The 19,263-nt window shown below is 71.3% G+C and carries 17 protein-coding genes; 9 read left to right on the forward strand and 8 right to left on the reverse strand.

The window, feature by feature from the left end; translation table 11 throughout:
- Positions 1–43: 43 nt before the first annotated feature.
- Positions 44–1,225, forward strand: coding sequence for a betaine/proline/choline family ABC transporter ATP-binding protein (locus tag SACTE_RS14090; protein ID WP_014046701.1), 1,182 nt, complete (start codon positions 44–46; stop codon positions 1,223–1,225).
- On the opposite strand, the gene SACTE_RS14095 is transcribed toward SACTE_RS14090, so the two are convergent.
- The gene (locus SACTE_RS14095) at positions 1,226–2,347 is read right to left on the reverse strand and encodes an alpha/beta hydrolase-fold protein (RefSeq protein WP_014046702.1); all 1,122 of its coding nucleotides are present in this window, start codon (positions 2,345–2,347) and stop codon (positions 1,226–1,228) included.
- Between the two features lie 173 nt (positions 2,348–2,520).
- Between SACTE_RS14095 and SACTE_RS14100 the strand changes: the two genes are divergently transcribed.
- From SACTE_RS14100 to SACTE_RS14125, 6 genes are all read left to right on the forward strand, one after another.
- Positions 2,521–4,323: a phosphatidylglycerol lysyltransferase domain-containing protein gene (locus SACTE_RS14100; protein ID WP_014046703.1), complete on the forward strand. Its 1,803-nt coding sequence runs from the start codon at positions 2,521–2,523 to the stop codon at positions 4,321–4,323.
- 258 nt (positions 4,324–4,581) lie between these two features.
- The gene (gene folP / locus SACTE_RS14105; protein ID WP_026359246.1) at positions 4,582–5,379 is read left to right on the forward strand and encodes a dihydropteroate synthase; all 798 of its coding nucleotides are present in this window, start codon (positions 4,582–4,584) and stop codon (positions 5,377–5,379) included.
- Complete coding sequence (locus SACTE_RS14110) at positions 5,376–5,861, forward strand: nuclear transport factor 2 family protein (protein WP_014046705.1); 486 nt, start codon at positions 5,376–5,378, stop codon at positions 5,859–5,861. The genes folP and SACTE_RS14110 overlap by 4 nt, the downstream gene beginning before the upstream one ends.
- Before the next feature lie 192 nt (positions 5,862–6,053).
- The gene (gene folB / locus SACTE_RS14115; protein WP_014046706.1) at positions 6,054–6,413 is read left to right on the forward strand and encodes a dihydroneopterin aldolase; all 360 of its coding nucleotides are present in this window, start codon (positions 6,054–6,056) and stop codon (positions 6,411–6,413) included.
- Positions 6,410–7,021 carry a 2-amino-4-hydroxy-6-hydroxymethyldihydropteridine diphosphokinase gene (gene folK, locus SACTE_RS14120; protein ID WP_014046707.1) on the forward strand — a complete coding sequence of 204 codons (612 nt, stop codon included), beginning with the start codon at positions 6,410–6,412 and terminating at the stop codon, positions 7,019–7,021. Before folB ends, folK begins: the two co-directional genes overlap by 4 nt.
- A gap of 113 nt (positions 7,022–7,134) precedes the next feature.
- Positions 7,135–7,617 carry a DUF3180 domain-containing protein gene (locus SACTE_RS14125; protein ID WP_014046708.1) on the forward strand — a complete coding sequence of 161 codons (483 nt, stop codon included), beginning with the start codon at positions 7,135–7,137 and terminating at the stop codon, positions 7,615–7,617.
- Between the two features lie 56 nt (positions 7,618–7,673).
- Here SACTE_RS14125 and folE read toward each other — a convergent pair whose 3' ends face one another.
- The 6 genes from folE to dacB form a co-directional block, all read right to left on the reverse strand.
- The gene (gene folE / locus SACTE_RS14130; protein ID WP_014046709.1) at positions 7,674–8,279 is read right to left on the reverse strand and encodes a GTP cyclohydrolase I FolE; all 606 of its coding nucleotides are present in this window, start codon (positions 8,277–8,279) and stop codon (positions 7,674–7,676) included.
- A gap of 185 nt (positions 8,280–8,464) precedes the next feature.
- Positions 8,465–10,522 (reverse strand): ATP-dependent zinc metalloprotease FtsH, encoded by a 2,058-nt coding sequence (gene ftsH / locus SACTE_RS14135; RefSeq protein ID WP_014046710.1) that lies wholly within the window; start codon positions 10,520–10,522, stop codon positions 8,465–8,467.
- Positions 10,523–10,740: 218 nt separating this feature from the next.
- Positions 10,741–11,280 carry a hypoxanthine phosphoribosyltransferase gene (hpt, locus tag SACTE_RS14140; RefSeq protein WP_014046711.1) on the reverse strand — a complete coding sequence of 180 codons (540 nt, stop codon included), beginning with the start codon at positions 11,278–11,280 and terminating at the stop codon, positions 10,741–10,743.
- Positions 11,281–11,377: 97 nt separating this feature from the next.
- Positions 11,378–12,457, reverse strand: coding sequence for a tRNA lysidine(34) synthetase TilS (gene tilS / locus SACTE_RS14145; RefSeq protein ID WP_014046712.1), 1,080 nt, complete (start codon positions 12,455–12,457; stop codon positions 11,378–11,380).
- 190 nt (positions 12,458–12,647) lie between these two features.
- Positions 12,648–13,793 carry a zinc-dependent metalloprotease gene (locus SACTE_RS14150; protein WP_014046713.1) on the reverse strand — a complete coding sequence of 382 codons (1,146 nt, stop codon included), beginning with the start codon at positions 13,791–13,793 and terminating at the stop codon, positions 12,648–12,650.
- Between the two features lie 48 nt (positions 13,794–13,841).
- Positions 13,842–15,326 carry a D-alanyl-D-alanine carboxypeptidase/D-alanyl-D-alanine-endopeptidase gene (gene dacB / locus SACTE_RS14155; protein WP_026359245.1) on the reverse strand — a complete coding sequence of 495 codons (1,485 nt, stop codon included), beginning with the start codon at positions 15,324–15,326 and terminating at the stop codon, positions 13,842–13,844.
- A gap of 86 nt (positions 15,327–15,412) precedes the next feature.
- Between dacB and SACTE_RS14160 the strand changes: the two genes are divergently transcribed.
- Positions 15,413–15,904: an inorganic diphosphatase gene (locus tag SACTE_RS14160; protein ID WP_014046715.1), complete on the forward strand. Its 492-nt coding sequence runs from the start codon at positions 15,413–15,415 to the stop codon at positions 15,902–15,904.
- A 194-nt stretch (positions 15,905–16,098) separates the two neighbouring features.
- Positions 16,099–17,808 carry a threonine/serine exporter family protein gene (locus SACTE_RS14165; protein WP_019993785.1) on the forward strand — a complete coding sequence of 570 codons (1,710 nt, stop codon included), beginning with the start codon at positions 16,099–16,101 and terminating at the stop codon, positions 17,806–17,808.
- A 70-nt stretch (positions 17,809–17,878) separates the two neighbouring features.
- Here SACTE_RS14165 and SACTE_RS14170 read toward each other — a convergent pair whose 3' ends face one another.
- The gene (locus SACTE_RS14170) at positions 17,879–19,177 is read right to left on the reverse strand and encodes a DedA family protein (protein WP_014046717.1); all 1,299 of its coding nucleotides are present in this window, start codon (positions 19,175–19,177) and stop codon (positions 17,879–17,881) included.
- Positions 19,178–19,263 lie beyond the last annotated feature (86 nt).

The following is a 19,263-nucleotide window of genomic DNA, read 5'->3' on the forward strand; positions in this document are numbered from 1 at the left end:
CGGCAACATGTCCTTCACACCGTCCGCGTCACAATGGGGAACCATGATCCGTTTCGAGCATGTCACCAAGCGCTACGCGGACGGCACCACCGCCGTCGACGACCTTTCCTTCGAGGTCGCGGAGGGGGAGCTGGTCACGCTCGTCGGACCTTCCGGGTGCGGGAAGACGACCACCATGAAGATGGTGAACCGGCTGATCGAACCGACCGACGGCCGGATATTCCTCGACGGGGACGACATATCCGCCATCGACCCCGTGCAACTCCGCCGCCGTATCGGCTATGTGATCCAGCAGGTCGGTCTCTTTCCGCACAAGACCGTGCTGGAGAACACCGCGACCGTCCCCCATCTCCTCGGCTGGAAGCGGGGAAAGGGACGTGAGCGCGCCGCCGAACTCCTCGATCTGGTCGGGCTGGATCCGTCCGTGTACGGCGACCGTTACCCCGAGCAGCTCTCCGGCGGTCAGCGCCAGCGGGTGGGCGTGGCACGGGCGCTGGCCGCCGACCCGCCGGTCCTGCTGATGGACGAGCCCTTCGGAGCGGTCGACCCCGTCGTGCGGGAGAGACTGCAGAACGAGTTCCTCCGGCTCCAGGCGCGGGTCCGCAAGACCGTGCTGTTCGTCACGCACGACATCGAGGAGGCCGTCCGCCTCGGTGACCGGATCGCCGTGTACGGGCAGGGCCGTATCGAGCAGTTCGACCCGCCCGCCACCGTGCTCGGGGCGCCCGCGACGCCCTACGTCGCGGACTTCGTCGGGGCGGACCGCGGTCTGAAGCGGCTCTCGGTCACGCCCGTGGAGGAGAGCGACCTGGACCGGCCGCCCGTCGTCCACCTCGACGATCCGCTGGCGAAGGCGACCGAGCGGCTGCGCGCCCAGGGGGCTCGCTGGGCGGTCGTGCTCGACGGCGAGGACCAACTGCACGGCTGGATCCCGGCCCAGGACGCCTCACCGGCGAAGACCGGCGGCACGGTCCGCGAGCACGCCCGGCGCATGGAGGCGTGGCTTCCGCTCGGTGCCCCGCTCAAGCAGGCCTTCGCCACGATGCTCCAGCACGACGCCGGCTGGATCGCGGTCGTCGACCGGGAGAGCAACGGCCGCTTCCTCGGCGTCCTCACCCCGGCCCGCCTCCACGAGGCCCTGCGCCGCTCGATCGACGCGGACGCCCAGGACGTGCCGCGCGCCGGGGTCGCGGTGGAGACCGTCGCGTCGGTCGCCGGTCCCTGATCAGTCCGCCGTGAGGCGGCCGCTCATCCACTCCAGGGCACCGGGGATCTCACGCCGCCAGGTGTTGAAGTTGTGGCCGCCGCTGTCCAGCACGATCGAGGACACCCGTGCGGGCGCCTTCACCCGGTCGATGAAGTCCCGGGTGGCCCGTAGGTTCCCCTCGCCCTTCAGGGACGACGTGACCAGGAAGGACGAGGCCGCCGGCGTCCGGTGGTCCAGGCTCCACAGCAGGTCGGCGCGGCGGCGGGCCGCACCGTCGCCGTGGAAGAGGTCGCCGGTCGTCGGGTCCTCGGCGGCCTTGTAGTACGCCGAGAGGCCCGCGCTCGCGGCGAAGCGCTCCGGGTGGTGCAGACCCAGCTTCAGCGCGCAGTAGCCGCCCGTGGAGTTGCCCATGACGCCCCAGTTCCGGGCCCGGTCGCCGACCCGGTACGTGCGGGCGACCGCCTTCGGCAGGTCCTCGGCGAAGAAGGTCTCCGTCTGCGGGCCGCCCTTGATGTCCACGCACTCGGTGTCCCGGGGCGGCGCCACGGTCGGCCGCAGCATCACCAGGATCATCGGCTGTGCAGTCCCCGCCCGCACCCGTTCCTGGGCGGTACGCGGGTAGCGCAACCCCTTGATCAGGTTCTCGGCCGTCCCGGGGTACCCGGTGAGCACGACGACCGCGGGGAACGTCCGCCGGGCGTACGCCGGCTGGAAGTACTCCGGGGGCAGATAGACGTAGGCCGGGCTGTCGATACCCGAGACACTCCCGGACACCGCGACCTTGTCGATCCGGCCCACCGCCGACGGCCGGCTGCCGCCCGGGACGTCCGGCCGCAGTGCTCCGGTGCGCACCACGCCCTGGGACGCGCCCGTCGCCGCACTGTGGTCGACGACGGTTCCCAGCTCCTGCTGACGGCCCCACAGATCGGCCCAGGAGCCGTAGAAGAGGAAGGAGTGGTTGGCGAGCAGGGCGACCGAGACGAACACCAGGAGCTGGGTCGCCAGCAGCAGTCCGACCCGCCCGGCCACGGCGGCGGCGCTCCGGGCGGCCAGCCTCGGCCAGAGCCAGATGGTGACGGCGAACAGTCCGACGGCCAGTGAGACCGCCACCGCCAGAACCGCGTTACTGGTGAGACCCATGGGTGCGAATGAGCTTTCTGTGTGCGAAATTTCCGGACAGCGGATGAACCCGCTCCGCGAATACCTCGTCCTAAAGGGCGCACATCGTCCGTGGGGCTTCGACCGACGGACCCAAGATCTCTCGCGGAGCCACAGAAGCGATGTCTGTCACGGTAGATAGGGATAAGTCAGGAATGGTTCCGTCCGAGGGCCTGCGGCGCAGGATCCTCCGCGGGCCCCGGCCCGACGCGGTCCCGTCCCTGGTCGGAAGCGCCTGCGCGGCCGTCGGACTGATCGACGTCGCCGCCGGGGTCTTCCCACGCTTCCGGCACAGCCGGATGCACACCTTCGCCGAGGTGCTCCCGGGCGCGCTCGGGCCCTTCGCCGCGGCGCTGTCGCTCAGCTCCGGCGTACTGCTGCTCCTGCTGGCCCACGGCATCAAGCGGCGCAAGCGGCGGGCCTGGCGGGCCGCCGTCGTGCTGCTGCCCGCGGGCGCCGTGGCGCAGTTCGCCTACCGCCACTCCGTCCTCGGCGTGCTGCTCTCCCTCGCGCTCTGCTTCCTGCTGGTACGCCACCGGGCCGAGTTCGCCGCGCTCCCGGACCCGCGGAGCCGCTGGCGCGCCCTGGCCAACTTCGTCCTCCTCGGCGCCGGGTCGCTCGCCCTGGGCCTCGTCGTCGTCAGCGTGCACCCCGGCCGGGTCGTGGGCGACCCCTCCATCGCCGACCGGCTCCAGCACGTGCTGTACGGCCTGCTGGGCCTGGAGGGGCCCGTGGAGTACACCGGGCCGACCTCGTGGACGGTGGCGTACTCACTGGGCTCCCTCGGCCTGCTGACGGCCGTCACCACGGTCTACTTCGCCTTCCGGCCCGAGCACCCGGCCGCCCGGCTCGACGAGGACGACGAGGGTCGGCTGCGGGCCCTGCTGGAGCGGCACGGCAGCCGCGACTCCCTGGGGTACTTCGCGCTCCGCCGCGACAAGAGCGTGGTCTTCTCGCCCAGCGGCAAGGCCGCGGTCTGCTACCGCGTGGTGTCCGGCGTGATGCTCGCCGGCGGTGACCCGATCGGTGACGTGGAGGCGTGGCCGGGTGCCATCGAACGCTTCATGGACGAGGCCCGCTCGCACTCCTGGACCCCGGCGGTGATGGGCTGCAGCGAGACCGGCGGCGAGGTGTGGACCCGCGAGACGGGCCTGACCGCGCTGGAGATCGGTGACGAGGCGGTGGTGGACGTGGCGGATTTCTCCCTCGCCGGACGCGCGATGCGCAACGTGCGCCAGATGGTGAAGCGCATCGAACGTAACGGCTACGAGACCCGCGTCCGGCGTGTCCGCGACATCGGCCCCACCGAGCTGGACCGCATCCGCCGGGCGGCCGCCGACTGGCGCGGCACCGACACCGAGCGCGGCTTCTCCATGGCGCTCGGCCGGCTCGGCGACCCGGCCGACGGCGACTGCGTCGTCGCCACCGCCCATCTGCCCGGAGCGGGCGACGACGCGTCCCCGTACGGCGACCTGAAGGCGGTGCTCCACTTCGTGCCCTGGGGCGAGGACGGGCTCTCGCTGGAGCTGATGCGGCGCGACCGGTCGGCCGACCCCGGGATGAACGAGCTCCTGATCGTCGCCTCCCTGCAGGCCGCCCCCCGGCTCTCGGTCGCCCAGGTGTCACTGAACTTCGCCATGTTCCGCTCCGCCCTCGCCCGGGGCGAACGCCTGGGGGCGGGCCCGGTGCTGCGTTGCTGGCGCGGGCTGCTGATCTTCCTCTCGCGCTGGTTCCAGATCGAGTCGCTGTACAAGTTCAACGCCAAGTTCCGGCCCCGCTGGGAGCCCCGTTTCGTGGTCTTCCGTACGGCCCGTGAACTGCCCCGGATCGGCTTCGCCGCCCTCCAGGCGGAGGGATTCGTGAACCTCGTCCCGCCTCGCCCCTTCCGCCCCCGGCACCCCCGCCCCTGCGGCCACCGCACCGACCATCCGGGCGAGCAGGGAGTCCGCGCGGCCTGACCCCTCTGGGGCGTGTTCCGAAAGTCCCGCCTGCCCGGCGACGCCTGGCCCGCACGCTCGCGACGTTGTCGGGATCACCCCGGTACATCCAGTACCGGGGCGGCCCTCCGCCGTGCGATCGCACGCACCGGACGCCGCCGGACCCGCCCTCCGGGCGGACCGCGCCACTCCCGGAACACGCCCTAGGCTGGCCCCATGAGTACGTTGCGAGGACGGGGCACGGTGCGGGGTCTGCCGGAGTGGGACCGCTGCGCGGTCATGGGTGTCGTCAATGTGACGCCCGACTCCTTCTCCGACGGCGGTCACTGGTTCGACACCACGGCGGCGATCAAGCACGGCCTCGAACTGGTGGCCGAGGGCGCGGACCTGATCGACGTGGGCGGCGAGTCGACCCGACCCGGTGCCAGCCGGGTGGACGCCTCGGAGGAGCTGCGCCGGGTGATCCCCGTCGTGCGGGGGCTGGCCTCCGAGGGTGTCACCCTCTCCGTGGACACCATGCGCGCCCAGGTCGCCGAACAGGCGGTCGCCGCCGGGGCCACCCTGGTCAACGACGTGAGCGGCGGCCTCGCGGATCCGGACATGCTCCGGGTCGTCGCCGCCGCCGATGTGCCGTTCGTCGTCATGCACTGGCGCGGTTTCAGCGAGTCGATGAACAGCCGAGCGGTCTACGGAGACGTCGTCTCCGAGGTGGTCGGCGAGCTCCGCGACCGTATGGACGCCGTGGTCGGGAGCGGAGTGGCCCCGGAGAACCTGGTGATCGACCCGGGTCTCGGCTTCGCCAAGAACGCCGCCCAGGACCTCGCCCTGGTCGCCCACCTGGACCGGCTGCGTGCCCTCGGCCGGCCCCTGCTCGTCGCCGCCTCCCGCAAACGGTTCCTCGGGCACGTGCTCGCCGGTGCGGACGGCACCCCTCCCCCGGCCCGCGAACGCGACGCGGCGACCGCCGCGCTCTCCGCCCTCTCGGCGAACGCCGGGGCGTGGGCGGTCCGGGTCCACGCGGTACGCGCCACCGCGGACGCCGTGCGGGTCGTCCGCGCCGTCGAGGGAGCCGCATGAGCGCGCCGCGCGACGACCACGAGGCGGCCGCCGCCGACATCCGGGCCGTCGAGGACGCCAACACCGCCTTCTACGAGGCCGTCGAGCGCGGTGACATCGACGCCCTCTCGGCTCTCTGGCTGCCTGGGGAGGACCTGACGGTCTCCTGTGTCCACCCCGGCTGGCCGGTGCTCTCGGGCCGGGGCGAGGTCCTGCGCAGCTATGCGCTGATCATGGCGAACACGGAGTACATCCAGTTCTTCCTGACCGACGTCCAGATCGCCATGACCGGTGACACCGCGCTGGTGACCTGCACCGAGAACATCCTCAGCGGGGGCCCGGCCGAGGAAGGCAACGCGCTCGGCCCCCTCGTCGGCCAGCTCGTCGTGGCCTCCAACGTGTTCCGGCACACACCGGACGGCTGGAAGCTCTGGTCGCACCACGGCTCCCCCGTCCTTGCCGAGTCCGGCGAGGACGACGACGAGGAGGAGTCGCCCTCCTGAGCGGTCCGTCGAGCCCCTGGGGATTGAGGGCCCGGATCACCGGGTATGCGCGCCTACCGGCCCGTCCGGGCCGGTCCGCGTCCCCCCACTCGTCGGTTCTGTCGGTGCCCGCGGGTAGATTCGAAAGAAGGCACCCCACCGCCCGCACGCGGACGGGTGTCACCGGAGACGACAACAGCAGGAGTGATTCGCGTGGATCGTGTCGCGCTGCGCGGCCTCAAGGCCCGTGGGCACCACGGTGTCTTCCCCAGGGAGCGGGAAGAGGGCCAGACCTTCATCGTGGACCTGGTGCTCGGCCTCGACACCCGCCCCGCGGCAGCCGCGGACGACCTGACGAAGACCGTGCACTACGGCGTGGTCGCGGAAGAAGTCGTCGCCGTCGTCCAGGGAGAACCGGTCGACCTGATCGAGACCCTCGCGGAACGCATCGCGCAGCAGTGCCTCAAGCACGAAGGCGTCGAGGAGGTCGAGGTCGTCGTCCACAAGCCGGACGCCCCGATCACCGTCCCGTTCGACGACGTGACCATCACCATCACCCGGAGCCGAGTATGACCGCGTTTTCCACCGAGGGGCAGAGCGACCCGACCGTCCAGCCGGTTCCCGCCGCAGTCGTCGAGCAGGTGGACGCGGCGGACGTCACCCTCTCGAACCCCAAACGGGCCGTGATCGCCCTCGGCTCGAACCTCGGCAACCGCCTGGAGACCCTCCAGGGCGCCATCGACGCCCTGGAGGACACCCCCGGGCTGCGGGTCAAGGCCGTCTCCCCGGTGTACGAGACGGAGCCCTGGGGCGTCGACCCGGGCTCCCAGCCGTCGTACTTCAACGCGGTGATCGTCGTGAAGACGACCCTGCCGCCGTCCTCCCTGCTGGAACGCGGCCAGGCCATCGAGGAGGCCTTCGAGCGGGTCCGCGAGGAGCGCTGGGGCCCCAGGACCCTCGACGTCGACATCGTGTCGTACGCCGACGTGGTCTCCGACGACCCGCTGCTGACCCTTCCGCACCCGCGCGCCCACGAGCGCGCCTTCGTCCTCGCCCCCTGGCACGACGTGGAGCCCGAGGCCCAGCTGCCCGGCTCCGGCACGGTCGCCGACCTGCTGGCCGGCGTCGGCAGCGACGGGGTGCTTCCCCGGGCCGACCTGGAACTCCGCCTGCCCGAGTAGTCGTTAGGCTCAAGGGCACACGACTCGGGTACGCGGAGACCCGGGTACTGACGACACGGGCACCGTCCGGCACGGCGGCACCCGACACGGCACGGCGAAGGGCGGCACTCTCGGTGAAGCAACTACGGCTCGGGCTGCTGGCCGGACTCCTCGCCGGAGCCGGCGTGCTGTCCTGGGCGGGCGCCCGTCTCTGGGACTCCCTGGGGACCCTGCCGAGCGTGCCCCTCGCCGCACCCGTCGTGCTCGCCGCGATCGCCGTCGTCCTGCTCGCCACGGCCCTGTCGATACGGTCACGGCTGCGCGCCCAGCGGGAGCGCAGGCCGGGGGCCAAGGGCGTCGAGCCGCTGATGGCCGCCCGTGCGGTGGTCTTCGGCCAGGCGAGCGCGCTCGTCGCGTCGCTGGTGGCGGGGATGTACGGCGGCGTCTGCGTCTTCATGCTCAGCTACCTGGACATCCCGCCCCGGCGGGACCAGGCGATCTACTCGGGCGCGGCGGTCGTGGCCGGCATCGCGGTCGTCGCCGCCGCCGTCTTCCTGGAGCGTGTCTGCAGGCTCCCCGAGGACGGCGACGACAACGGCAGCACCGCCGCCGCCTGACCCGGGCTCATCCCGCCCCGAGCCCGCTCGGCGCGGGCGGCGCGGGCGGCTCCGGTTCAGCGCGCCATGATGAGGCTCATCGCCTCCGCACGGGTGGCAGGGTCGCGCAGCTGGCCCCGGACGGCCGAGGTGAGCGTCTTCGCCCCGGGCTTGCGGATACCGCGCATCGACATGCACATGTGCTCGCACTCCACGACCACGATGACCCCGCGCGGCTCCAGGATGGACATCAATGACTCGGCGACCTGCGTGGTCAGCCGCTCCTGGACCTGGGGCCGCCGGGCGTAGACATCGACCAGCCGGGCCAGCTTCGACAGTCCCGTGATCTTGCCACTGGTGGCCGGGATGTACCCGACGTGCGCGACGCCGCGGAACGGCACCAGGTGGTGCTCGCAGGTGCTGAACACCTCGATGTCCTTGACCAGCACCATCTCGTCGTGGCCGAGGTCGAAGGTCGTCGTCAGGACGTCCTCGGGTTCCTGGTGGAGACCCGCGAATATCTCCTTGTAGGCCCGCGCCACCCGCCCCGGCGTCTCCCGCAGCCCCTCACGGTCCGGGTCCTCCCCGACCGCGATGAGGAGCTCCCGTACGGCGGCCTCGGCCCGCTTCTCGTCGAAAACGCCGATCGAGCCCTGCCCGTCGAGCGTCACGGGATCGGTCATCTGTGCCTCGTTCCTCTGTGCTGTCGCATGCGCGGGCCCGCCAGGACATCACGGAAAACGGCAGGCATCGCGCGCAGGCATACCGAAATGCCGCGCCCCCACAGGCTAGAACCTGGGGGGCGCGGCATCCATTCCGGACCCGGTGGTGCACCCGTGACGGGTGCCACACCGGACCGGGCCGGTGATCAGCTGTCGGGACGCTCCTCGGGGTGCGGCTCCGCGGTGGAGCCGGTCTCCTTCGAAGTGATGTCCTTCGGGGCGAGCTCCGTGCCGGTCGAACCGTTGGCGGTCGTGGCGCCGTTGGTCAGAGCCAGCTCCTTCGGGGAGAGAACCGGAGGACGGGTCGAGGGGGTGCGCCGGGACGAACCGGTCCACGCCGGACGGGCCGGACGCTTCACGATCGGGGCGAAGATCTCGGCGATCTCCTCCTTGCCCAGCGTCTCCTTCTCGAGGAGCTCCAGAACCAGCGCGTCGAGGATGTCGCGGTTCTCGACGAGGATCTCCCACGCGTCGTTGTGCGCGGTCTCGATGAGCTTCTTGACCTCTTCGTCGACGAGCGCCGCGACCTCTTCCGAGTAGTCGCGCTGGTGGCCCATCTCCCGGCCGACGAAGGGCTCGGTGTTGTCGCCGCCGAACTTGATCGCACCGAGACGCTCGGTCATGCCGTACTGCGTGACCATCGCGCGGGCCGTGGCGGTGGCCTTCTCGATGTCGTTGGCGGCACCGGTCGTCGGGTCGTGGAAGACCAGCTCCTCGGCCGCGCGCCCGCCCAGCATGTATGCCAGCTGGTCGAGCATCTCGTTGCGCGTCGTGGAGTACTTGTCCTCCTCCGGGAGCACCATCGTGTAACCGAGGGCGCGGCCGCGGGAGAGGATCGTGATCTTGTGGACCGGGTCCGACTGGGGGGAAGCCGCCGCGACCAGGGCGTGTCCGCCCTCGTGGTACGCGGTGATCTTCTTCTCCTTCTCGGACATGATCCGGGTCCGCTTCTGCGGCCCCGCCACGACGCGGTCGATGGCCTCGTCGAGCATGTTGTTGTCGATGAGCTTCTTGTTGCTGCGCGCCGTCAGGAGCGCCGCTTCGTTCAGCACGTTCGACAGGTCGGCACCGGTGAAGCCAGGCGTACGACGGGCGACCGCGTTGAGGTCGACGTCGGGCGCGACCGGCTTGCCCTTCTGGTGCACCTTGAGGATCTCGAGGCGTCCCTGCATGTCCGGGCGGTCCACGGCGATCTGCCGGTCGAAACGTCCGGGACGCAGCAGGGCCGGGTCCAGGATGTCGGGCCGGTTGGTGGCGGCGATCAGGATGACGCCGCCCTTCACGTCGAAGCCGTCCATCTCGACGAGCAGCTGGTTGAGCGTCTGCTCCCGCTCGTCGTGACCGCCGCCCATACCGGCACCGCGGTGGCGGCCGACGGCGTCGATCTCGTCGACGAAGACGATGGCCGGGGCGTTCGCCTTGGCCTGCTCGAAGAGGTCACGGACACGGGAGGCACCCACACCGACGAACATCTCGACGAAGTCGGAACCGGAGATCGAGTAGAACGGCACGCCCGCCTCACCCGCGACGGCGCGGGCGAGCAGCGTCTTACCCGTACCGGGCGGGCCGTAGAGCAGGACGCCCTTGGGGATCTTGGCTCCCACGGCCTGGAACTTCGCCGGCTCCTGGAGGAACTCCTTGATCTCGTGGAGCTCCTCGACCGCCTCGTCGGACCCCGCCACGTCGGCGAAGGTCGTCTTCGGGGTGTCCTTGGTGATCAGCTTGGCCTTGGACTTGCCGAACTGCATGACCTTGGAGCCGCCACCCTGCATCTGATTCATCAGGAACAGGAAGACGACCACGATCAGGACGAAGGGCAGCAGCGACAGCAGGATCGAGACGAACGGCGACTGCTTCGACGGCGAGACGGTGTAACCCTTCTCGATGTCACCGCTCTCGAACTTCTGCTGCAGCGTGTCGGCGAGCTCGACACCCTGGTTGCCGATGTAGCTCGCCTGGAACTTGCTGCCGTCCTCGCCGTTGAGCTTTTCCTTGTTCTTCAGCTCGATCTTGATGATCTGTTCGTCACCGGTGGTCAGCTTGGCCTGCTCCACCTGGTTCTTGCTGATCGCCTGGATCACCTTGCCGGTGTCCACCGTCTTGTAGCCGCCCGACGAGCCGACGACCTGCATCAACACGACCACGGCGAGGACGGCCAGCACGATCCACATGACCGGCCCACGGAAGTATCGCTTCACGTCCATCCATACGGAGCGAAGTCGCCCCGTCCCTCCTGCCCGTAGGTAAATGCTGCTGTGAGAAAAGATTGTTCTTCGGACGGTACCTCAGCATTGTCACCCGAGACCGCAGGGGACGTCTGACAAACCCGCCTTCGAAGGCTCCAACGGCGGGAAGGCCGCGAGGGTTCCCCGGCGTCCGGGCGGCTTCCGCCCGGACGGCCCGGGCTCCGCGGGCGCAGAGGTCAGCCGCCGTAGACGTGCGGGGCGAGCGTGCCGACGAAGGGGAGGTTGCGGTACTTCTCCGCGTAGTCCAGGCCGTAGCCGACGACGAACTCGTTGGGGATGTCGAACCCGACCCACTTCACGTCGATGGCGACCTTCGCCGCGTCCGGCTTGCGCAGCAGGGTGCAGACCTCCAGGCTCGCCGGTTCGCGCGAGCCCAGGTTGGTCAGCAGCCAGGACAGCGTCAGCCCGGAGTCGATGATGTCCTCGACGATGAGGACGTGCTTGCCCTTGATGTCGGTGTCGAGGTCCTTGAGGATCCGGACGACGCCCGAGGACTGGGTGCCCGCACCGTACGAGGAGACGGCCATCCAGTCCATGGTGACGGGGGTGGACAGGGCGCGTGCCAGATCCGCCATGACCATCACCGCGCCCTTGAGCACGCCGACGATGAGCAGATCCTTGCCCGCGTACTCCGTGTCGATCTCGGCGGCCAGTTCGACGAGCTTCGCGTCGATCTCTTCCTTGGTGAGGAGCACCGACTGGAGGTCGGTGCCCATGTCCTTCTCGTTCACCCGCGTCTCTTTCTGTGCCTGCCGGGCCCGGGAGCTCCCGGGCCGGACCGGCCGTCTCGCCTGCGCCTTGGCCGCTTGCGCCTCAGCTCTGCCGAATGACCAGTCTGCCACCCTGCCGTCGTACCTCGACGCGGCCGGGCAGGTTGATGGCCCCTTGACCGCGCCAGCCGGTGATGAGCCGGTCCACTTCCTCGATGTGCCGGGCGAAGAGCGAACCCGCGGGAGACCCGGCGTCGATCACGGCCCGGCGCACCACCCGGCGGCGTACCGCGGGCGGCAGGATCGCGAGTCCCGCGCACTCCAGCCGTCCGTCGTCGTCGCGCACCGAGCGTGCGGCCTCGGCGGCCCAGGTGTCCAGGGCGTCCGCGTCGTCCCGGGAGAGCTGCGCCGTGCGCGCCAGGGCTTCCACGACGCCTTTGCCCAGCGCCTTCTCCAGGGCGGGCAGGCCCTCGTGGCGCAGCCGGGAGCGGGTGTAGGCGGGGTCGATGTTGTGGGGGTCGTCCCAGACGGGGAGCGACTGGACCATGCAGGCCTTGCGGGCGGTCTGCCGGTCCAGCTGGAGGAAGGGGCGGCGGTAGCGGCCGGCGGGGCCGGAGGCGGAGGCCATCCCGGACAGTGAGCGGATCCCGGAGCCGCGGGCGAGGCCCAGCAGGACGGTCTCGGCCTGGTCGTCGCGGGTGTGGCCGAGGAGGACGGCGGCCGCCCCGTGGCGCTCGGCGGCGTCGTCCAGCGCGGCGTAGCGGGCGTCGCGGGCGGCGGCCTCGGGTCCGCCGTCGCGGCCGACGTGGACGGCGACGGCCTCGACCGGATCGAGGCGCATCTCGGTGAGGCGGGCGACGACCTCGGCGGCGCGGAGGCCGGAGCCGGGCTGGAGGTTGTGGTCGACGGTGATGCCGCCGGCGCGGACGGGCAGCTTGCGCGACTCGAAGGCGAGGGCGGAGGCGAGCGCCATCGAATCGGCGCCGCCGGAGCATGCGACGAGCACCAGCGGGGTATCGGGGCGTTCGGGGAGCGCACCGCTGCGGCCGGCCGCACAGGCCCCGGCTTGGGCGAACTCGGCGCGGCCCGCCTGCTCGATGTGGCGGTTGTGTTCGGTGACGACGTCGTGGAGTACGCGGCGGACCGCCAGGCGTATCGCCGCGACCGCAGGATGGGGACCCATGTCCGGTGCCCTTCGGTGGAGTTTCGGGGGGGCGCCTCGGAGTGCTGGGACGGGAGCGTCCCGTCACTCAGAGTGCGTCGATGGTGACAGAGCCAAGCTGTCCACCGAGCATTGCACGCCTTCCCATGCCCCTATGGTCCCTCGGATGGGTGATTGGAGGGGCAATCTTCTGCCACCGGGCGGGCCTTGGTCACTGGTCGGTCTTACGGTGCACCCGCGCCACCCAGTCCGTCGGCGCCGAGATCTCGGCCTTCGTGGGCAGGGTGTTGGGCGAGGTCCACACCCGGTTGAAGCCGTCCATGCCGACCTCGTCGACGACGGCCCGCACGAACTTCTCGCCGTCGCGGTACTGCCGGAGCTTGGCGTCGAGCCCCAGGAGCTTGCGCAGGGCCAGGTCCAGCCGGCTCGCGCCGCGGGCCCTGCGCTGCTGGAACTTCTCCCTGATCTCGGCGACGGAGCCCACCACCTCGGGCCCCACCCCGTCCATCACGAAGTCCGCGTGGCCCTCGAGCAGCGACATCACGGCGGTGAGGCGCCCCAGGACCTCGCGCTGGGCGGGGGTCTGGACGATCTCGACGAGACTGCGCCCGCCCTCGTCGCCGTCCTCCCCGCGCTCACCCTCCGGTCGGCTGCCGCCCGCGAAGGTCTGGACGGCCTCGCGGAGGCGTTCCAGGAGGGTCATCGGGTCGACGTCGGTCTCGTCGAGGAACGACTGGATCTCGCCCTGAAGGTGGTCGCGGAGCCAGGGCACCCCGGTGAACTGGGTGCGGTGGGTCTCCTCGTGCAGCGCCACCCAGAGCCGGAAGTCGTGCGGGTCCACGTCCAGTTCGCGCTCGACGTGGACGATGTTGGGGGCCACGAGGAGCAGCCTGCCCCCTCCGTCGGCGGAGGCGGGGAGGTCCCGGGTGGCGGGTGCGAAGGTCTCGTACTGCCCGAGGACCCGGGAGGACAGGAACGACAGCAGCATGCCCAGCTCGACACCGGTCACCTTGCCGCCGACCGCGCCGAGCACCGCTCCGCCGGGCCCGTTGCCTCGACGCTCCTGCATCTTCGCCAGCAGGGGCCCCAGCAGCGCGCGGAAGCCAGCGACGTTGGCCTTGATCCAGCCCGCCCGGTCGACGACCAGGACGGGGGTGTCCTCGGGTTCGTGCCCCTCCGGGATCATCCGGGTGTACGAACGGACGTGCTCCTCCGAGGCCTTCGCATGCCTTCGGAGCTCCGCGACGACGGCGCGGGCCTCCTCACGGCTGATCTCGGGACCCGGGCGTACGAACCGGGTAGCGGTCGCGACCGCCAGATTCCAGTCGACCATCTCGGCACCACCGATGCGCGTCATGCGTCAACGGTACGTGAGGCGGCCGCCCTGCGGTGAGGTGTCGGCCGCCTACCGGGCTCCCCGGGTGAGCGCGGTGGCCAAGGCGTCCAGGGACTCCTCGGCCTCCCCGGGGGATGTGGTGCCCGAGGTCAGGAACGCGAAGGCGAGCAGCCTGCCCCGGGGGTCGACCGCCGTACCGGCCAGGGCGTTCACCCCGGTGAGGGTGCCCGTCTTGGCCCGTACGAGGCCGGTGGCCCCGGACTCGGCGGAGTAGCGGTCGCCGAGCGTGCCGCTGAAACCGGCGACCGGCAGACCGGTGAGGACGGGGCGCAGCTCGGGATGGTCCGGGTCGGCGGCGAGCGCGAGCAGGGACGTCAGCAGGCCCGCGGTCACCTTGTCCTTGCGGTTCAGGCCGCTGCCGTCGACGAGGTCGGCCCCGGTGACCGGGACGCCCAGCCCCTTGAGACGGTTCGTCACGGCACGCCGCCCGCCGGCGAACGAGGCGGGCTCGCCCGCCTTCAGCGCGGTCTGCCGTACGAGGGCCTCGGCGATGTCGTTGTCGCTGTTGGTCAGGGCCCGTTCGACGAGGGCGGAGAGCGGCTTCGAGAGGTGCGTGGCGACCGTCCTGGCCCCGCTCCCGGCCCGGCCGGACGCGGGGTCGGACCGAGTGGGGACCCCGGCGTCGCCGAGCAGTTCGGCGAACGCGCGGGCGGCGTCCCGCGCGGGATCGGCGGTCCGGGGGGCGGGGCCGTGGTCACTGCCGTCGAGCCGGCCCTCGTCGACCATCAGCGCACTGACGGGCGCGATGTTCTCGTTGGGGCTGATGGGGTGCAGGGCGGGCCCGGAGTACCGCGAGGTGTCGTACGTCAGCCGGACCTTCTCGGTACCGCCGTCGCGCAGGGCGCGTGCCGTGTCGGTGGCCAGGGCGCGCAGGGCGGACCGGTCGAGGGTGGGATCACCGCCGCCGACCAGGGTCACCGTCCCGGAGTCCTTCGACACCCGGACGGTGGTCGGAATGCGGTGGTCGGGCCCCAGGGCGGAGAGCGCGGCGACGGAGGTGGCGATCTTCACCGTGGAGGCGGGGGTCATGGGTGTCGTGGCGCCGTGTGCGTAGACCTGTTCGCCGGTGGCGGTGTCGACGACGGCGGCCGCGCTCACGGTGCCCAGTCCCGGCGCCTTCAACAGAGGGGTGAGCACGGTGTCCAGGGCGCCCGCGGCCACCGGGTCCGTACGGCCGGACGTCTCGCCCAGAGCGGCGAGTACGGCGGCGGCGCTGGGCGCGGGCCGGGGCGCGCCGGGCGGGTTCCCGGGGTGATGTGCGCCACCTGAGTGCTCCGCCGCGACCACCCGGTCGTGCTCGGCCTTACGCTGACCCGAGTCCCAGGGACCGGCGGCCAGGGCGGCACCGGCGGCGACGACCAGGCCCAGCACCGCGGCGCCTGCGACGAACCGCCGGTCGTTCGACCTGTCCCCCGGGACGGGAGACAGCCGGTCCTTCCACTCGTCCCACCTGTTCAACGGTTCGTTCGTCGGTCTTTCCACCGGCTCGGCCACCGTTGACCAGCCCCTTTCGCGAGCACTCATCTGCGTGAGGGACACTTAACCACCAGTCGTATGTGTTGATCATGGAGGAGCCACCCGTGGAGTTCGACGTCACCATCGAGATCCCGAAGGGTTCGCGGAACAAGTACGAGGTGGACCACGAGACCGGTCGGATCCGCCTGGACCGTCGACTCTTCACCTCGACCAGCTACCCGGCCGACTACGGCTTCGTCGAGAACACCCTCGGCGAGGACGGCGACCCGCTGGACGCGCTGGTCATCCTGGACGAGCCGACCTTCCCCGGATGCCTCGTCAAGTGCCGTGCCATCGGCATGTTCCGGATGACCGACGAGGCCGGCGGCGACGACAAGCTGCTGTGCGTCCCGGCGTCCGACCCCCGGGTGGAGCACCTGCAGGACATCCACGACGTGTCGGAGTTCGACCGCAGCGAGATCAAGCACTTCTTCGAGGTCTACAAGGACCTGGAGCCGGGCAAGTCCGTCGAGGGCGCCGACTGGGTCGGCCGCGCCGAGGCCGAGGCCGAGATCGAGGCCTCCTACAAGCGTCTCGAGACGCAGGGCGATCACTGACGCAGTCCTTCCGGTTCCGCGCGTGAGCGGGACGGGGCGGATCGCGGGGCATCGGGCCCGACGGCCCGGCCGACCGTACCGACGACGGGCGGCGCACCTTTCACCGGTGCGCCGCCCGTTGCGCGTGGTGGCCCTTGTCCGTGCCCATACTGGGCAGAAGCGTTCCGGAACACGGTCGAGGGGAACGAGGACGAGTGGTGGCGGAACAGGGCGGTCCGGAGGACCAGAAGCCCCAGTCCGACGAGGCGCGCAGCGCGTTCGTCCCGCCTGTCGGCGTGGGGCAGCCGTCCGGGCCGCCGGAGGACGACCACCCCACGTCCGAGTTCGCCGTCCCGGCCGGCCTGCAGACCGACCCGTCGGCCTCCTTGGGCCAAGGTTCCGCTTCCGCCGCCGGGAGCGGCACCGGAACGGAGCAGCTGACCAACGCGTTCACCACGCCGAGCGGGGTCCAGGGGCATCCGCCGCCGGCCTTCACCCCGGCCCAGGGCATCCCGATGATCCGGCTGACCAAGGAAGCCCCTTGGCAGGACCGGATGCGCACGATGCTCCGCATGCCCGTCTTCGAGCGTCCGGCGCCCGAGAGCGTGCAGCGGACCGACGACTCGGGGCCCGCGGTCCCGCGCGTGCTCGACCTGACACTGCGTATCGGGGAGCTGCTGCTCGCGGGGGGTGAGGGCGCCGAGGACGTCGAGGCCGCCATGTTCGCCGTGTCGCGCTCGTACGGGCTCGACCGCTGCGAGCCCACCGTCACCTTCACGCTGCTGTCCATCTCCCATCAGCCGTCGCTGGTGGAGGACCCCGTCACCGCCAGCCGGACCGTCCGCCGCCGGGGCACCGACTACACCCGGCTGGCCGCGGTGTTCCAGCTGATCGACGACATCACGACCGCGGAGCACGTCGAGGTCTCGCTGGAGGAGGCCTACCGGCGCCTCGCGGAGATCCGCCGTAACCGGCACCCCTACCCGGGCTGGGTGCTGACGGCCGCCGCCGGGCTGCTCGCCGGCTCGGCATCGGTCCTGGTCGGCGGCGGTCCGCTGGTCTTCCTCGCGGCGGCGGCGGGCGCGATGCTCGGCGACCGGCTGGCGTGGCTCTTCGCCGGGCGCGGACTGCCCGAGTTCTACCAGTTCATGGCCGCGGCCATGCCGCCCGCGGCCATCGGCATCGCGCTGACCCTCACGCACTCGACCGGCATCCGGCCGTCCGCGGTGATCACCGGTGGGCTGTTCGCGCTGCTGCCGGGACGGGCGCTGGTGGCCGGGGTGCAGGACGGTCTGACCGGCTACTACATCACCGCGGGGGCCCGTCTCCTGGAGGTCATGTACTTCTTCATCGGGATCGTCGCCGGGGTGCTGCTGATGCTCTACCTGGGCGTCCAGCTCGGGGCCCAGCTGAACCCGGAGGCCCGGTTCGTGACGCACGACCGGCCGATCGCGCAGATCCTGGCCTCGATGGCCCTGACCCTGGCCTTCGCCGTCCTGCTCCAGCAGGAGCGCTCGACCGTCCTGGCGGTGACCCTCAACGGGGGTGTCGCCTGGGTGATCTTCGGGGCGATGGCCCACGCCGGCAGAATCTCACCGGTGGCGGCCACGGCCGTGGCGGCGGGGCTGGTGGGCCTGTTCGGCCAGTTGTTCTCACGGTACCGGTACACCTCGTCGCTGCCGTACATCACGGCGGCGATCGGCCCGCTGCTGCCCGGTTCGGCGACGTACTTCGGTCTGCTGGGCTTCGCGCAGAACGAGGTGGAGACGGGACTCGCCTCGCTCTCCACCGCGGTGGCCACGGCGCTGGCCATCGCCATCGGGGTGAACCTGGGGAGCGAGATCTCCCGCCTGTTCATGCGGGTGCCGGGCGGGGTCGAGGGCGGTCCGGGCCGCCGCGCCGCCAAGCGGACGCGCGGCTTCTGACGGACGGACGGCGCCCCGGTCCCCTTCCTTCGGGGTCCGGGGCGCCGTCCGTGGGTCCCTTACGGGCGCGTCAGCGCCGGGTCTGCCATCCGTACTGCCCCGGGTCGTCCTCGGGGTCGTCCTCCGGCCGCTCGCCGTACCGCCCGGTGTCGAATCCGCCGTCGTACGGCGCGGCCTGCCCGTTGCCGTACGGGCCGTTGCCGTACGGAGCCTGCGCGCCGTTCCCGTACGGGCCGTTGCCGTACTGGTCCTGGCCGTTCCCGTAGGAGCCCTGCGGGGCCTGACCGTACTGGCCGTTGCCGTAGGAGCCCTGCTGGGCGTTGCCGTACGGGGCCTGCCCGCCGTTCCCGTTCCCGTACGGACCGGGCTGGGCGGCGCCGTACGGGCCGTTGCCGTGCTGGGCGGCGCCGTACTGGCCGTTGCCGTACGGGGCCTGCGTGCCGTTGCCGTACGGGCCGGGCTGGGCGGCGCCGTAGTGGCCCTGCGTGCCGCTCCCGTACGCGTCGTTGCCGTACGGGGCCGTCCGGCCGTCGTCGCCGTACGGGCCGGGCCGGGGGGCGCCGTACGGGCCGCCCTGGGCGCCGTTGTACGGAGTGGCCGGGCCGGGGCCGTACGGGTCGGGGCGGCCGGTGCCGTACGGGCTCGGGTCGTACCGGTCCGGGTCCTGGTCGTCGACGGCGGCGAAGGCCTGGGTGTCGCCGGAGGAGTTGCCGTCCTCCCCGCGCTCCGCCGCGGCGGCGGCTTCCTTCTTCGACCGGCTCCGGGCCCGCAGGAACTCGATCGCGATCGGGACCACGGAGATGAGCACGATCAGGATGAGGATCAGCTCGATGTGCTCGTGCACGAAGTCGATCCGGCCCAGAGCGGCGCCGAGCAGGGTGACCCCGACGCCCCAGAGCACGCCGCCGATGATGTTGAACGTGATGAACGAGCGGTAGTTCATCCGGCTCACGCCCGCGATGATCGGGGTGAAGGTCCGGACGACGGGCACGAAGCGCGCCAGCACCAGGGACTTCGGGCCGTACTTCTCGAAGAACTCGTGCGCCTTCTCGACGTTCTCCTGCTTGAAGAGGCGGGAGTCGGGGCGCTTGAAGAGCGACGGGCCGACCTTGCGGCCGAAGAGGAAGCCGACCTGGTCACCGACGATCGCGGCCAGCGCCACAAGGGTGCACACCAGCCAGAGCGGGTACTTCAGGTCGCCCGTGGTCACCAGCAGACCCGTGGTGAACAGCAGGGAGTCGCCCGGGAGGAAGAAACCGATCAGCAGACCGGACTCGGCGAAGACGATGAGCAGAAGGCCGGGCAGACCGAACGTGTTCAGCAGATAGTCCGGGTCCAGCCAGCTCGGGCCGAGCGCAAGCGTATTCAAGGGTCCGGGCTCCAGGATCGATCGATGGCGGCGGCGTCGCCGCTCCAAGCTATCAACGCGGCGCGGCAGCTCAGGGTTCCAGTGGC

It is taken from the genome of Streptomyces sp. SirexAA-E (assembly GCF_000177195.2).
Taxonomy (GTDB): domain Bacteria; phylum Actinomycetota; class Actinomycetes; order Streptomycetales; family Streptomycetaceae; genus Streptomyces; species Streptomyces flavovirens.

Bases quoted from the DNA above. Each gene is read 5' to 3' on its own strand.
- SACTE_RS14090 (WP_014046701.1), top strand. From the start codon at position 44: ATGATCCGTTTCGAGCATGTCACCAAGCGCTACGCGGACGGCACCACC.
- SACTE_RS14095 (WP_014046702.1), bottom strand. From the start codon at position 2,347: ATGGGTCTCACCAGTAACGCGGTTCTGGCGGTGGCGGTCTCACTGGCC.
- SACTE_RS14100 (WP_014046703.1), top strand. From the start codon at position 2,521: ATGGTTCCGTCCGAGGGCCTGCGGCGCAGGATCCTCCGCGGGCCCCGG.
- folP (WP_026359246.1), top strand. From the start codon at position 4,582: ATGGGTGTCGTCAATGTGACGCCCGACTCCTTCTCCGACGGCGGTCAC.
- SACTE_RS14110 (WP_014046705.1), top strand. From the start codon at position 5,376: ATGAGCGCGCCGCGCGACGACCACGAGGCGGCCGCCGCCGACATCCGG.
- folK (WP_014046707.1), top strand. From the start codon at position 6,410: ATGACCGCGTTTTCCACCGAGGGGCAGAGCGACCCGACCGTCCAGCCG.
- folE (WP_014046709.1), bottom strand. From the start codon at position 8,279: ATGACCGATCCCGTGACGCTCGACGGGCAGGGCTCGATCGGCGTTTTC.
- ftsH (WP_014046710.1), bottom strand. From the start codon at position 10,522: ATGGACGTGAAGCGATACTTCCGTGGGCCGGTCATGTGGATCGTGCTG.
- hpt (WP_014046711.1), bottom strand. From the start codon at position 11,280: ATGGGCACCGACCTCCAGTCGGTGCTCCTCACCAAGGAAGAGATCGAC.
- tilS (WP_014046712.1), bottom strand. From the start codon at position 12,457: ATGGGTCCCCATCCTGCGGTCGCGGCGATACGCCTGGCGGTCCGCCGC.
- SACTE_RS14150 (WP_014046713.1), bottom strand. From the start codon at position 13,793: ATGACGCGCATCGGTGGTGCCGAGATGGTCGACTGGAATCTGGCGGTC.